12 protein-coding genes are annotated in these 12,773 nt (G+C 70.9%); 6 read left to right on the forward strand and 6 right to left on the reverse strand.

Annotation, left to right across the window (positions count from 1 at the left end; translation table 11 throughout):
• Positions 1-148 precede the first annotated feature (148 nt).
• Together ACWGKS_RS13200 and ACWGKS_RS13205 are read left to right on the forward strand one after the other, a co-directional pair.
• Positions 149-940, forward strand: a complete 792-nt coding sequence (locus ACWGKS_RS13200; RefSeq protein ID WP_358511416.1) for an ABC transporter ATP-binding protein — start codon at positions 149-151, stop codon at positions 938-940.
• Positions 925-2,583, forward strand: coding sequence for a hypothetical protein (locus ACWGKS_RS13205; protein WP_358511418.1), 1,659 nt, complete (start codon positions 925-927; stop codon positions 2,581-2,583). The genes ACWGKS_RS13200 and ACWGKS_RS13205 overlap by 16 nt, the downstream gene beginning before the upstream one ends.
• Here ACWGKS_RS13205 and ACWGKS_RS13210 read toward each other — a convergent pair.
• Entirely contained in the window at positions 2,564-3,748 is a 1,185-nt protein-coding gene (locus ACWGKS_RS13210) for an MFS transporter (protein ID WP_452522691.1), read from the reverse strand. The genes ACWGKS_RS13205 and ACWGKS_RS13210 overlap by 20 nt on opposite strands.
• A gap of 65 nt (positions 3,749-3,813) precedes the next feature.
• Between ACWGKS_RS13210 and ACWGKS_RS13215 the strand changes: the two genes are divergently transcribed.
• Positions 3,814-4,395: a TetR/AcrR family transcriptional regulator gene (locus ACWGKS_RS13215; RefSeq protein ID WP_452522739.1), complete on the forward strand. Its 582-nt coding sequence runs from the start codon at positions 3,814-3,816 to the stop codon at positions 4,393-4,395.
• On the opposite strand, the gene ACWGKS_RS13220 is transcribed toward ACWGKS_RS13215, so the two are convergent.
• On the reverse strand, positions 4,388-5,062 hold the full coding sequence (locus tag ACWGKS_RS13220) for a TetR/AcrR family transcriptional regulator (protein ID WP_358511422.1): 675 nt from the start codon (positions 5,060-5,062) through the stop codon (positions 4,388-4,390). The two genes, ACWGKS_RS13215 and ACWGKS_RS13220, sit on opposite strands and share 8 nt — an antisense overlap.
• Positions 5,063-5,255: 193 nt before the next feature.
• Between ACWGKS_RS13220 and ACWGKS_RS13225 the strand changes: the two genes are divergently transcribed.
• A complete protein-coding gene (locus ACWGKS_RS13225) occupies positions 5,256-6,431 on the forward strand; it encodes an acyl-CoA dehydrogenase family protein (RefSeq protein ID WP_358511425.1) in 1,176 nt (391 codons plus the stop codon).
• 87 nt (positions 6,432-6,518) lie between these two features.
• On the opposite strand, the gene ACWGKS_RS13230 is transcribed toward ACWGKS_RS13225, so the two are convergent.
• Both ACWGKS_RS13230 and manA read right to left on the reverse strand, forming a co-directional pair.
• Positions 6,519-6,893 carry an FKBP-type peptidyl-prolyl cis-trans isomerase gene (locus ACWGKS_RS13230; RefSeq protein ID WP_358511427.1) on the reverse strand — a complete coding sequence of 125 codons (375 nt, stop codon included), beginning with the start codon at positions 6,891-6,893 and terminating at the stop codon, positions 6,519-6,521.
• Positions 6,894-6,969: 76 nt separating this feature from the next.
• Complete coding sequence (gene manA, locus ACWGKS_RS13235; RefSeq protein WP_358511430.1) at positions 6,970-8,154, reverse strand: mannose-6-phosphate isomerase, class I; 1,185 nt, start codon at positions 8,152-8,154, stop codon at positions 6,970-6,972.
• A gap of 368 nt (positions 8,155-8,522) precedes the next feature.
• Here manA and ACWGKS_RS13240 point away from each other — a divergent pair, with 368 nt between their 5' ends.
• The gene (locus ACWGKS_RS13240; RefSeq protein WP_358511433.1) at positions 8,523-9,020 is read left to right on the forward strand and encodes a GNAT family N-acetyltransferase; all 498 of its coding nucleotides are present in this window, start codon (positions 8,523-8,525) and stop codon (positions 9,018-9,020) included.
• Between the two features lie 11 nt (positions 9,021-9,031).
• Here ACWGKS_RS13240 and ACWGKS_RS13245 read toward each other — a convergent pair whose 3' ends face one another.
• Entirely contained in the window at positions 9,032-9,583 is a 552-nt protein-coding gene (locus ACWGKS_RS13245; RefSeq protein ID WP_358511436.1) for a TetR/AcrR family transcriptional regulator, read from the reverse strand.
• 192 nt (positions 9,584-9,775) lie between these two features.
• Here ACWGKS_RS13245 and ACWGKS_RS13250 point away from each other — a divergent pair, with 192 nt between their 5' ends.
• Positions 9,776-11,413 (forward strand): MFS transporter, encoded by a 1,638-nt coding sequence (locus ACWGKS_RS13250; protein ID WP_358511438.1) that lies wholly within the window; start codon positions 9,776-9,778, stop codon positions 11,411-11,413.
• A 117-nt stretch (positions 11,414-11,530) separates the two neighbouring features.
• On the opposite strand, the gene ACWGKS_RS13255 is transcribed toward ACWGKS_RS13250, so the two are convergent.
• Complete coding sequence (locus ACWGKS_RS13255; protein ID WP_358511441.1) at positions 11,531-12,739, reverse strand: molybdopterin molybdotransferase MoeA; 1,209 nt, start codon at positions 12,737-12,739, stop codon at positions 11,531-11,533.
• Between the last annotated feature and the right edge of the window lie 34 nt (positions 12,740-12,773).

The following is a 12,773-nucleotide window of genomic DNA, read 5'->3' on the forward strand; positions in this document are numbered from 1 at the left end:
CCCAGGTTAGAACGGTCACCCGTCGTCGGGCCTCGATCGTGTGGCCACCGAACCCGAGGATTCGGCGAGCCCGCCTGTCCACCCGACCGGCCGTGGATGTCCGTACGGCCGATGCGCGCGGCCCGTGTCCACGACCAGCATGGAAGGCATGAAGAGCACAGACCCGCCCACGAGTGACATTCCGGCCCTGGAGCTGGACGCGTTGACCAAGACCTTCAACGAGACCCGGGCCGCGGACGGGGTGTCCCTGGCCGTCCCCCGCGGCACGATGCTGGGGTTGGTCGGCCCCAACGGCGCGGGCAAGACCACCTCGCTGTCGATGGCGGTGGGACTGTTGCGCCCGGACTCGGGGACCGCGCGGGTCCTGGGCGTGGACGTGTGGACCGACCCGGTCGGCGCCAAACGGCGCCTGGGTGTGCTCCCCGACGGTCTCTCCTTGCCGGAGCGCCTCACCGCCGGGGAGCTCCTCGACTACTGGGGGCGGCTGCGCGGTCTCGAACGGGAGCTCACCCGTACCCGGGCCGAGGAACTGCTCCAGGTGCTGGAGCTGGATCGGGCCGAAGGGGACGGGGTCCTGGTCGCCGAGTACTCCACCGGTATGCGCAAGAAGATCGGGCTGGCCACGGCGTTGCTGCACGCGCCGGAGGTCCTGGTCCTGGACGAGCCGTACGAGGCCGTGGACCCGGTGTCGGCGCGGGTGCTGACCGCCATCCTGCGCCGGTTCACCGACGGCGGCGGGACCGTCGTCATCTCCAGCCACGTCATGGCGCTGGTCGAGCAGCTCACCGACCGGGTGTCGATCATCGCCGACGGTCGGGTGCTGGCCGACGGCACCCTCTCCGAGGTGCGGGGGACGGACGCGACCCTGGAGGACACCTTCGTGCGGCTGGTCGGAGCGCGCGAGGTCGGAGAGGGGGACCTGGCGTGGTTGAGCTCCTGATCCGACTCAAGTTCACCCTGGGCCGGCACACCAAGAGCGGTACCCGGTGGCTGACGGTGATCCTGCTCGTGGGCGGCACCGCCTCCACCTGGTTCCTGGCCGTGGCCGCCGCCTCGGACGCCGTGCGGTCGAGTCTGCTGATGCTGGCCCTGGCGGTGTGGGCGGGCTCGTGGATCCTGGGCCCGACCATCACCAACGGGGTGGGGGTACTGCGCTCGCAGTACTTCACCCTCCTGCCGCTGGACCGCGACCGGGTGGGCATGGGCCTGCTGGTGACCATGTTCGCCGGGTTCGGGCCGGCGATGACGCTGGTGTCCGCCGCCGCCCTGGTCTGGCACGCCCATGCCTCGGATCCGGCGACCCTCTTCCTGGGGCTGCTGGGCATGCTGGCGCTGGTGGTGTTCTCGGTCTCCCTGGGCCGACTGGTGTTCCGGGCGCTGGGCGCCGCGATGCACTCACGGATCGGGATGGAGATCGCCTCGCTCCAGTGGGGTCTGATCGTCGCCGGGCTGTTCTTCGGCTGGGTGGCGGTCCAGCCGGCGTTCGTCGCGGCGGGGGCCCTCACCGAGAGGGGCTTCGGAGGAACGACCGCGACGGTCCTGGCCGTGCTGCCCACCTCCTGGCCGGTGCTGGCCGTGGACGCGGCGACCGCGGGTTCGTGGAGCGCCGCCTTCGCGTGGCTGGGCGCGTTCGCGCTGTTGACCGTGGTGACGGTGCTGGTCACCGGGCGTCTGCTGGCGCCGAGCGTGTCCACGCGTGGGGTGCGCCGGCGCTCCCGTCCCCTGGGCTCCGGGGTCCTGGAGCGCCGGCGGTCGTTGCTGCCCGACACCCCGATGGGCGCGGTGGTCGGCAAGGAGCTGCGCTCCTGGTGGCGGGACCCCTGGCGCGGCCTGGAACTGAGGGCGGCCCTGTACGCGGGCCTGTTCATCGGTCTGTTGGGGCTGCTCACCGACATCCCCCAGGTCATGCTGTTCTCCGGGGTGTTCGCGGTGCTCATCATGGGCATGGGCGGGGCGAACATGTACGGGCACGACGGAACGGCCCTGTGGCTCACGGTGGTCGGTCAGGACCACGACACCCTCCGCGCCGACGTGCGCGGCAGACAGATCGCCATCGCCGTGCTCATCGCCCCGCCGGCGACCCTGCTGAGCGCGGCGGCCATCGTCGTCTCCGGTGAGTACTGGGCGGTCCCCTACGTGCTCGCCTGTCTGCTGGTGTTCGTCGGGGTGAGCAACGGGTTGGCGTCCCTGCTGTCGGTGGTGACCGTGACCCCGGGCGTCGACCCCCACAAACGCGTGGACGCCAACGACACCGGTGACAACCAGGTGCAGGTGTGGATCATGCTGCTCGCCGTCCCGCCGCTGTCGTCGCCGACCCTGGCGGTCCTGGTGTGGGGGGCGTTCCAGGGGGCGCCGTGGTGGTCGGTGCCGGTGGCCCTGCTCAACGGGGTCCTGGCCGCCTGGCTGCTGGGGCGGGTCGCCCACCGAAGGTTGGCGGGCCGGCTGCCGGAGACCTTCACCCGGATCCGCTACGGCAAGGAGATCGCGCGACAGTCGCTGTCCATGACCGGGGGCGGTCTGCTCGACCGGCTGGAACGCGGCGCGTTGGCCACCAACGAGGAGATCAAGCCGACCGGTTCCTGAGCGGGCTCCGTCGGCGGGTGAGCGGTAGTGCCAGGGCCAGACCCACGCCGGCCACCAACGCGGCGACGAACGGTACCAGCCCTGTCCCATGGGCGATGGCCGTGCCGCCCACCGCCCCGCCGAGCGCGGCACCCACGTACACGGCGCTGCTGAGCACGGCCAGGACCCGGATCGCCGTGCGGGCTTCCACTCGATCGAGCACCAGGGCCTGCAGGGTGGGCGGCAGCGCCCAGGCCGCGGCCGACCAGCACACCAGCAGTGCACCGGTCACCACGACGTGCACCGGCGCGAGGAGCCAGAGCAGCGCGAGCGCCACCATGGTCAGGCAGAACACCCCACCCGCCAGGAAGAACGTGGCTCGGGGCCCGGACCGGTCCACCAGCCGTCCCGAGTACCGGGTGCCCAGGAGCCCGCCCACCCCGGAGACGACCAGTAGTACGGCCAGGTCCCGGGGTTCGACCTCGGACAGGCCGGCCAGGAAGGGCGCCAGGTAGGTCTGGAACCCCAGGTTGCCGGCCACCACCAGCACGGTGACCATGAGCAGCCCCATCAGGACCGGGTCGAGACGGAACCGTCCGGGGGCGCTCTCGTCGGGCTCCTTCGGTACGGGGTCGGTCTCGGGGAGGCCCCATGCGATCAGCGTCAGGGCGGCCAGCCCCAGCAGCCCGCAGAACACGAAGGTGGCGCGCCAATCGGCCACGGCCCCGATCCAGGTCCCGGTGGGCACCCCGATCAACACCGCCCCGGTCAGTCCGGTCATCACCGTGGCCAGATAGCGGCCTCGTTCGCCTTCGGGGGCGCCGCTGCTCGCCGCGGCCAGGGCCAGGGGCAGGACCACCGCGGCGGCCAGGGCCGCGACCACTCTCAGCACCATGAGGGTCACGTGGTCGTCCACTCCGAGGACGGCCAGGTTGGCCAGGACGAACACCGCCAGCGCGACCATGAGGGCACGGCGTCGAGAGGTGTGGACCAGGGCGACCGCCCACAGCGGCGCGGTGAGCGCGTACACGAGCGAGTACACCGTCACCAGTTGGCCGGCGGCGGTTTCGGAGACCCCGGTGTCGGCGGCCAGGGCGGGCAGGACCCCGATGATGACGAAGTCGTCGGTCTGCACGGTGAAGGCGGCCAGGGCGAGGGCGAGAAGCCAGAGGGGTGGGGTTCGCATAGAATAAAGGTAACACTTGTTACCCTAATGCTGTGTGCCAGAGTGTGGGGATCAAGGAGGTGCGCATGCCGCGCAGGGCCGACCCCGCACGACGCCGCGAGGTACTGGACGCCGTCATCGACCAGCTCGCGCACACCGGGGTCACCGGGTTCACGTTGCGCGGCCTCGCCCAGGGCCTGGGGCAGAGCACACGCGTGCTCACCCATCATTTCGCCGACAGGGAGGCCCTGGTCACGGCGGTGTTGGAGCGCCTGGACGAACGTCAGCACAGGGCCCTGCTCGACACCGGGGGTTGGGAGGACCCGACGGTCCCGATCGGTGACATCGTCCGGTCGGCGTGGCGGCGCAACCTGGTCGACGAACGCGCCATGACCCGGCTCATCCGCGAGATCGAAGGGCTGGCCGCCGCCGAACGCCTGCCCGTTTCCGGCATGGGTTTCGTGCGTGGACGGGCGGAGTTCGTCGTCTCCTGCCTGGCCCTGCGAGGAGTCCCCGCAAGCCGGGCCTCGCACCTGGCCACCCTTTTGAACGCGGCCTTCTCCGGTCTACAGACCGATCACCTGATCACCGGCGACGTCGAACGCGTGGAGTCGGCCCTGGACGAGCTGTGCGCCTGGATCGACGCCCAGGCACCCGCCCTCAGTTAAAGGATCGATCCTTCGCACTCTCGGTCGTCTGGGCCGCCTCGACCCGGACCTTCTCGAAGACCGGGGCCAGTCCGTCCAGGAACGCGGTGAGCGCCAGCTCGAAGCTGTCCTCGTCGATCTCCGCGGCGACCTCGGCCAGCCGGTGGGCCTGGGAGAGGTTCGGATAACGGTCCTGGTAGACACGCGCGTCGTCGTCGAACCCGCGCGCGAAGGAGTTGGTGGCGGCGCCCACGACCAGGTACTTGGTGGAGGCGCCGATCATCGTGGCGAAGCGCGGCGGCCATCCGGCGCCCACCAGTCCCCCGTGGACCGCGTCGGCGCGGCGCAGCGCCTCCTCCCGACGCCCGGGCCCGGAGGCGATCACCGGCAGCAGGTTCGGGTGCTCGGCCAACGCCGCGCGGTAGGAACGGGCCCAGGCGATCAACCCGGCGCGCCAGTCCCCGCCCTCGAACTCGCTGACGTCCACGTGCGCCATGACCTCGTTGGCGACGTCGCTGAGCAGCTCCTCCTTGGTGCGGTAGTGGCTGTACAGCGAGGCGGCCTGGACGTCCAACTCCTGGGCGATCCTGCGCATGGAGAGTTTCTCCAGGCCATCTCGGTCGATGAGCGTCAGCGCGACCTGCCGGATGGCCGGCTTGCTCAGAAGCGGAGTCTTGGGTCGGGCCACGGAAAGGCTCTCCTTCTACGCTGCGCCGCCACCGGCCCGTCCGGCTCGGCGTCCGCCGATCATCGCACGACGGCGTGGTGAGGTGGGCCCGCGACCATTCGTCCTAACACTGTTCGGTTACACCCTTGCGGGGAGGGCGAGGCACACCGTACCCTCAAATAACCGAACAGCGTTAGGTTATTGGGGAGCAGCAGTGATCGATTTCTCACTGAGCGAGGAGCAGCGCGCCATCCAGAGCTGGGTGCGGACCTTCGTCGAGCGGGAGCTGATGCCGCTGGAGAACGAGGTTCTGCGGCGCGAACGCGAGGGCCACCCTCCCGGGCTGACCGCCGAGGAGCGCGACCGGCTGCGCGCCCTGGCCCGCAAGTCCGACTTCTGGGGCGTGGCCACGCCGGAGGAGTACGGCGGCATGGGCCTGGACGCGGTCAGCGAGGCCCTCATCGAGATCGAACTCGGTAGGACCTTCCTGACCTTCAAGTTCGGCGGTGAGGCCGACAACATCCTCTACTACGCCAACGAGGAGCAGAAGCGGCGCTACCTGCTGCCCACCATCGCCGGTGAGCGCAAGTCCTGCTTCGCCATCACCGAGCCCGGCGCCGGTTCCGACGCCAAGGCCATCCGCGCCAAGGCCGTCCGTGACGGCGACGAGTGGATCATCAACGGCGAGAAGACCTTCATCACCGGTGGCAACGAGGCCGACTTCACCATGGTCTTCGCCGTCACCGACCCGGAGAAGGGCGCCAACGGTGGTGTGACGTGCTTCCTCGTCGACCGCGAGATGGGCTGGACCTCCGAGCCCATCGACACCATGGGCGAGCGCCGACCCGCCTCGCTCGTCTTCCAGGACGTGCGCGTCCCGCACGCCAACGTCCTCGGCGAGGAGGGACAGGGCTTCGCGCTGGCCATGAAGTGGATCGGCAAGGGCCGCTACCTGCTGCCGGCCCGTGCCCTGGGCGGCTGCGAACGACTGCTCGACATGGCCATCGAGTACTCCAAGACCCGCGAGACCTTCGGCGCCCCGATCGCCGACCGGCAGGCCATCCAGTGGATGATCGCCGACTCCCAGACCGAGATCGAGGCGCTGCGGCTGCTGGTGCTGCACGCCGCCTGGCAGGTCTCCCAGGGGCGCGACTCACGACACGCTCAGTCCATCGCCAAGCTGTTCGGCGGGGTCAAGGCCAACGAGATCGTCGACCGTGTCATGCAGATCCACGGCGGCATGGGCTACACCCGCGAGCTGCCCATCGAACGCTTCTACCGGGACGTCCGGCTGCTGCGCATCTTCGAGGGCACCGACGAGATCCAGCGCCGCACCATCGCCCGCGACCTGCTCAAGGGCCACGTGAAGGTGGGCGCAACCCTGGGGTAGGACGAGCGGGAGGGGCAAGGGCCCGACGGGACGCCCAGGCGTGCCGCGGGCCCTTGCCGTGTCAGCCCCCGACGGGACGGAACCGGGTCAGTTGACGCCGACCAGGTCCACCACGAACACCAGGGTCTCCCCCGGCTTGATGACGCCGCCGGCGCCACGGTCGCCATAGGCCAGGTTCGGCGGGATGACCAGCTGACGACGGCCGCCCACGCGCATGCCCATGACGCCCTGCTCCCAGCCCGGGATGACCTGGCGCGCACCCAGACGGAAGTTGAGCGGCTCGCCCCGGTTCCAGCTGGCGTCGAACTCCTCGCCCGTGGAGTGGGCGACCCCGACGTACTGGACGCTGACGCTGCTGCCGTGGCCGGCCTGCTCGCCCTCGCCGATCTGGATGTCGGTGACCTCCAGGTCGGCGGGCGGCGGGCCCTCGATGAAGTCGATCTCCGGACGCTCAAGCGCCATAACGGGTCCCCTCTCGCTTCTGTGAAATGCGAGGCCCACGTTATCGGTGTTGTCGGTGCACTCGTCCCGGAATGGTTCAGTGCGACCCGACGGTCGTGGCGATCACGTGGCCCCGCCCCTCGACCTTGATGGGCCCGCTGTCGGCCTGCACGAACACCGACTCACCACGGCTCAGGGTGACGCCCTCGCCGACCTCGGCGACCAGTTCCACCTCGCCGTGCAGGACCAGGATCACGGTGGGTCCGGCCCCGGGCAGGTGCGCGGTGACGCGGCCGGGGCCGATCTCGTGCAGCGCGAACTCGGGGGCGGGCGGGCGGAACTCACGGCGCCCGTCGAGGAAGTCGGGCCGGGCGTAGGGGATGGGCAGGACGGAGAAGTCCACCACGTCGAGCAACTCGGGGGCGTCGACGTGTTTGCCGGTCAACCCGGCGCGGAGCACGTTGTCGGAGCTGGCCATCACCTCCACCGCGGTGCCCTGCAGGTAGGCGTGCAGGTTGCCCGCGGGCAGGAAGAGGGCCTGGCCCGGCCACAGGGTGAGCCGGTTCAGCAGCAGCGCGGCGATCGCCCCGGGATCGCCCGGATAGCGGGCGGCCAGGTCGGCGACGATCTCGGCGTGCGCGCAGACGCGGTCGCGTTCGACCCACTCGGCGACGAACTCGTCGATCATCCGACCGCGGTCGGCGCCCGGGAGGCTGAGCAGGCGGGTCAGGGCGGCGCGCAGCGCGGCGTGGGTGTCGGGGTGCGACAGGTCCTCGCGCAGCCGCACGGACAGGTCGGAGTCGAGACCGACCAGGTCGGCGTGGGTCGCGGCGGGTTCTCGGAAACCGCACAGGGCGTCGAACGGTTCCAGTGCGAGCAGCAGTTCGGGTTTGTGGTGGGGGTCCCGGTAGTTGCGGTGCGCGGCGTCGACCGGGATCCCGGCGCTCTCCTCGGCCTCGTATCCGGAGCGGGCGCGGGCGGCGTCGGGATGGACCTGTAGGGACAGGGGCGCCTCGGCCGCCAGGTACTTGAGGAGGTAGGGCAGACGGGCGCCGAAGCGTTCGGTGGTGGCCGGACCGAGCACGCGCTCGGGGTCCTGGGTGATCAGCTCGGGCAGGGGCCTGGAGCCGTCCCGGCAGTGCGCGGTGCTGGGCGCGCCGTGGTGGGCTCCCAGCCACAGCTCCGCCTGGGGCGTGCCGTCGGGTTCGACACCCAACAGCCGTGGGATGGCGGCCCGCGCTCCCCAGGCGTACGGTCGTACCTGGTTGGTGAGCCTGTGCATCCGCTCCCCACTTTCCCGTCTACGTGTTCTCACCCCGTGGACACCCCGGCGAGGTGGGAACAGTCTCGCGAAGGGCGGCCCCCGGGTCGACCCGGCACACCCCACTCATCGAGGTAGTGCACACTTCACCTCACCAGGTAAGCAGGCCCGTGACCGGCACGAAACCCGACTACGGCAACGAAGTTACTGGGAAGTAAACCACGTTCCCGGACGCGTGAACAGCACCACATTGTCACCTTCCGGACCCGTACAGGGGACCACGAAAACGGCCGGCGCGAGGGGAACCGGGGCCGGCATCATGCCCTCGACGCGTCCTGTTCACCGGCGGGGCACGTCGCACACGCCCCCACGAGCACGGGAGTGAGCCCATGCGGCTACGCCGAGGCGGCACCGAGGACGTTCCGACGCTGACGCGGTTGTTCGACGAGGCGGTGGCCTGGTTGACCGAACGCGGGTCCGGCGCCCAGTGGGGCACCGAACCCTGGTCGAGCGACCCCGACAAGGTGGCGAAGGTGAAGGAGATCGCCGCCGAGGAACTGTGGTTGGCGGAGGTGGACGGGACGACCGTCGGGGCACTGGCCGTCAGTGACACCCCCATCTCCTACACCCCGCCCGTGGCCGAACCCGAGCTGTACGTGCACCTGCTTCTGGTCTCCCGCGGACACCGGGGGCTCAACGTGGGCGGACGCCTGTTGGACCACGCCCGGAGGCGGGCGCGCGAGCGGGGGACGTCCCTGGTGCGGGTGGACTGCTGGGCCGGTGGGGACGGCGCCCTGGTCCGCTACTACGAGGACCAGGGCTTCACGCGGAGCCTGCGCGTGCCGGTGCGCGGCACCGAGGTCCAGGTCTTCGAGGACCGGGTGTAGGGGCCGCCGGGCTAGCGGTGACGCCGGACCCGGTCCGACTCCTCGACCAGGCGGTCGATCATCTTCTGGGTGAGTTCGGGGTCGGGTCGGCCCAGCCCGGCGATCGCCGCCATGTACAGGCCGTCCCCGGCCCGCAGGATGATCTCGGCGAGAACGGGGTCGGTGAGCTCCTCGTGCAGAAGGTCACGCCAGTGCGCGAACAGGTACTGCACGTGCCGGACCGCCTCCTCCTCCAACTCCTCGTGGCTGCGCAGGGCGGCGATGAGCGCCCAGTACAGTTCCCGTTCCTCGGGGCTCTGCGGGAGCGACGTGCGCAGGAAGACCCGGACCACGCCCTCCCCGCCCTCCCGGGCCTCCTTGAACTCGGCCTCGGCGAGCTCGACCAGCCGCTGGACCAGCCCGTTCATCAGGGCGGCCTTGGAGGGGAAGTGGTACAGCAGTCCCCCCTTGGACACCTGGGCGTCGCGCGCCACGGCCTCCAGGGTCACCGCGGAGTAACCGACGCCGACGAGGATGTCCTGGAGCGAGTCGAGGATGCGGTCACGTGTGTTCGAAGTACTCACGATTGACACTGTACCGGCTGGACGGTACTGTACCGGCTGGACGGTTGAAGAGTCCCGGTCCTGCGTCCCGCGGCCCGACCGGTCGACCAGACTTCCCGCCCAGCCCGGACACGACGACACCTCGCGTCCCGGGCCACCTCCGCGCCCTCACACGAGTCGCGCGAGACCCTGCGATCCGATAACGAGGGAAAGATGAGTTCCGCCAAGGCCGGAAACGGCCCTGTCCGCGCACACGGGGGCGACGGGGCCCCGCCCGCGCTCGCGGGTCCGCGCGAGTGGGCCGCACTCGCGGTCCTGGTCCTGCCCGTGGTCCTGATCTCGGTCGACATGACCGTGTTGGGGTTCGCCGTACCCGCGCTGAGCGAGGCGCTTCGCCCCACCTCCGGTCAACTGCTGTGGATCGTCGACATCTACGGCTTCATCCTGGCCGGCCTGCTGATCACCATGGGTTCGCTCGGTGACCGGATCGGGCGACGACGCCTGCTGATGACGGGATCGGCCGCCTTCGGCGTGGCCTCCCTGCTCGCGGCCTTCGCGCCCAACGCCGAGACCCTGATCGTCGCCCGCGCCCTGCTGGGCGTCGCGGGCGCCTCACTGATGCCCTCGACCCTGTCGTTGCTGCGCAACATCTTCCTGGACCCACGCCAGCGCCTGCTCGCCATCGCGATCTGGGCGTCCGGGTTCTCCGGTGGCGCCGCCCTCGGCCCGATCCTGGGCGGCTGGTTGCTGGAACACTTCTTCTGGGGCTCGGTGTTCCTGATCAACCTGCCGGTGATGGCGCTCATCCTGATCCTGGTGCCGTTGCTGGTGCGCGAGTCGCGCAACACCGACTCCGGCCGGATCGACCTGGTCAGCGTGGTGCTGTCGCTCGGCGCCATGCTGCCCGTCGTGTACGGGATCAAGAAGCTGGCCTCCGAGGGCCTGACGGTGGCGCCGGTCGTCTCCCTCGTGCTCGGCCTGGCCCTGGGCTACCTGTTCGTCCGACGCCAGCGCAAGCTCGCGGACCCGCTCATCGACGTCGACCTGTTCCGCTCACGGGTGTTCAGCGTCGCCGTGGTCACCAACCTGATGATCGTGTTCTCGATGGTGGGGTCGCTGTTCTTCCTCACCCAGTACCTGCAACTGGTCCTCGGTGTCTCGCCCATGCGCGCCGGCATCGTGCTGGTGCCCGGTCTGGTGATCTCCGTCGTCGCCGGCCTGGTCGCCGCCCGGGTGGCCCGCCACCTGAGCCTGTCCACCGTGCTCGGGGTGTCCCTGACCGTCACCGCGAGCGGGTTCGCCGCCCTGCTGTTCACGCCCGCCGACGACGTCACTCGTGGTGTGGTCCTGGTCGCCACGGCGTTCGCGCTGATCGCCCTGGGCACCGGTTTCGCCGAGACCCTGACCAACGGCGCCATCATGTCCGCGGCCCCGCCCAAGCGGGCAGGCGCCGCCTCGGCGATCTCCGAGACCGCCTACGAGATGGGCGGAGCGCTCGGTGTGGCCGTGCTGGGCAGTGTGCTGACCGCGTTCTACCGGACCAACCTGACCGAACTGGACGGGGTTCCGACCGCGGCCACCGAGGCGGCACGGGAGACGTTGGGCGGCGCGGCCACCGCCGCGGACCAGGTGGGCGGTGGCGCGGGCGCGGCCCTGATGGACGGCGCGCGGGCCGCGTTCACCGACGGCATGCACCTGACCTCGACGATCGCCGTGGTGATCGTGCTGGTCGCGGCCGTTCAAGCCTGGTTCCTGCTGCGAGGGCGGGGCAACCCGGCCGTGGAGACCCCGGTCCCGGCCTCGACCCAGGTGTCCGAATCCGAAGAGGGCGCACGAGCCCGGGTTCGGTGAGGTAGGGGCGGCCCCGGGGAGCGTGTTCTCCCCGGGGCCGCCCCCTGTGGTTCATGGCACATCCGATCGGTGACCGAGGTCCCCGACTCCACGCCGAGGGACGGAACCGGCGGGGGCCTACGTCCCCGGCAACCGGAGTAGTTCCACATCCGTCCCCGGGCCTTCCGGTGGGACCACCGCGTAGGCCCGGGCCAGCGCGGCCCCTCGCAGACTCCCCGGTCGGTCGTGACCCACCGGTTCGGCGCGACCGTCCACCACGCGCACCGCCACCAGCCGGGTCCGCCCCCCGTTCCGTCCTCGGACCTCACCGACCAACGGCGCTCGACCCAACCCCAGGGTCGCCTCGTCCCGGCGGACCATCCCGGCCAGCAGTGGGACCAGCAGTGTGAGGGAGGCGACCAGCGCGGCGTTCGGATTGCCGGGCAGACCCACGAAGACGGTCTCCTCGGTGTGCGCCAACAACTGCGGGTGTCCCGGTCTACAGGCCACCCCGTCCACCACCACGTTCGCTCCGAGTCCGTTCAGGACGGCGCGCAGATGGTCGGCCGGGCCCTTGGAGGAGGATCCGCACACCACCACCACGTCGGCCCCGCCCCCGATCAACGCCTCGCGCAGGTCGTCATGGCCGTCACCCAGGTGGCGCGTACGCAGCAGTCGGCCGCCCGCCCAGGACACCACCCCGGGCATCAGCGGGCCGATGGCGTCACGTACCGCTCCCTCCCCCGGTAGTCCGTCGGCGGTGATCTCGTCCCCGGTGACCAGTACCTCCACGGTGGGCAGCCGCACCGGCAGCGTGTCGTGCCCCAGCGAGGCGGCCAGTCCCAGCGCCGCCGGGGTGACCTCGGTGCCCGCCTCCAGCACGGTCTCGCCGGGGGCGGTCTCCTCACCGCTCCAGCGCACGTGCCGGCCGGGCGGCGCTTCCCCGCTCACCCACCCGTCCACGACCTCGGCGTGTTCGTAGGGCAACACCGACTCGGTGCCCTTGGGAACCCGCGCGCCCGTGGCGATCTCCACCGCCTCTCCGGCGGTCAACGACAGTCCGGCCACCGGGGTACCCGCCAGTTGGGTTCCGGTCGGTTTCCATGGGGGTGGGCCGGCCACCGCGTACCCGTCCATCGCCGAGGCGTCGAAGGCGGGCAGTCCCACCAACGCCTTCAGGTCTTCGGCCAACCGGCCGCCCAGGGCCCCCTCCAGCGGAAGGTCCACCACGGGACAACCCCGCCGCTCCCCCAGTCCCCGGGCCAGCTCCCGAGCCCTTGACCAGGTCGTCTCCCCCTGGTGTCTCCCGCACTCCTCCGCCACGGTCAGATCCTCCTTCTCCGGCAAGGTGCGCCCCGTCCCTACCGGGCCCTGTGTCGCG

Source organism: Nocardiopsis sp. NPDC055879 (genome assembly GCF_053615935.1).

What these genes read in the sequence shown, in the direction of transcription:
- ACWGKS_RS13200 (WP_358511416.1), top strand. Translation starts at nt 149, where the DNA reads ATGAAGAGCACAGACCCGCCCACGAGTGACATTCCGGCCCTGGAGCTG.
- ACWGKS_RS13210 (WP_452522691.1), bottom strand. Translation starts at nt 3,748, where the DNA reads ATGCGAACCCCACCCCTCTGGCTTCTCGCCCTCGCCCTGGCCGCCTTC.
- ACWGKS_RS13215 (WP_452522739.1), top strand. Translation starts at nt 3,814, where the DNA reads ATGCCGCGCAGGGCCGACCCCGCACGACGCCGCGAGGTACTGGACGCC.
- ACWGKS_RS13230 (WP_358511427.1), bottom strand. Translation starts at nt 6,893, where the DNA reads ATGGCGCTTGAGCGTCCGGAGATCGACTTCATCGAGGGCCCGCCGCCC.
- manA (WP_358511430.1), bottom strand. Translation starts at nt 8,154, where the DNA reads ATGCACAGGCTCACCAACCAGGTACGACCGTACGCCTGGGGAGCGCGG.
- ACWGKS_RS13240 (WP_358511433.1), top strand. Translation starts at nt 8,523, where the DNA reads ATGCGGCTACGCCGAGGCGGCACCGAGGACGTTCCGACGCTGACGCGG.
- ACWGKS_RS13250 (WP_358511438.1), top strand. Translation starts at nt 9,776, where the DNA reads ATGAGTTCCGCCAAGGCCGGAAACGGCCCTGTCCGCGCACACGGGGGC.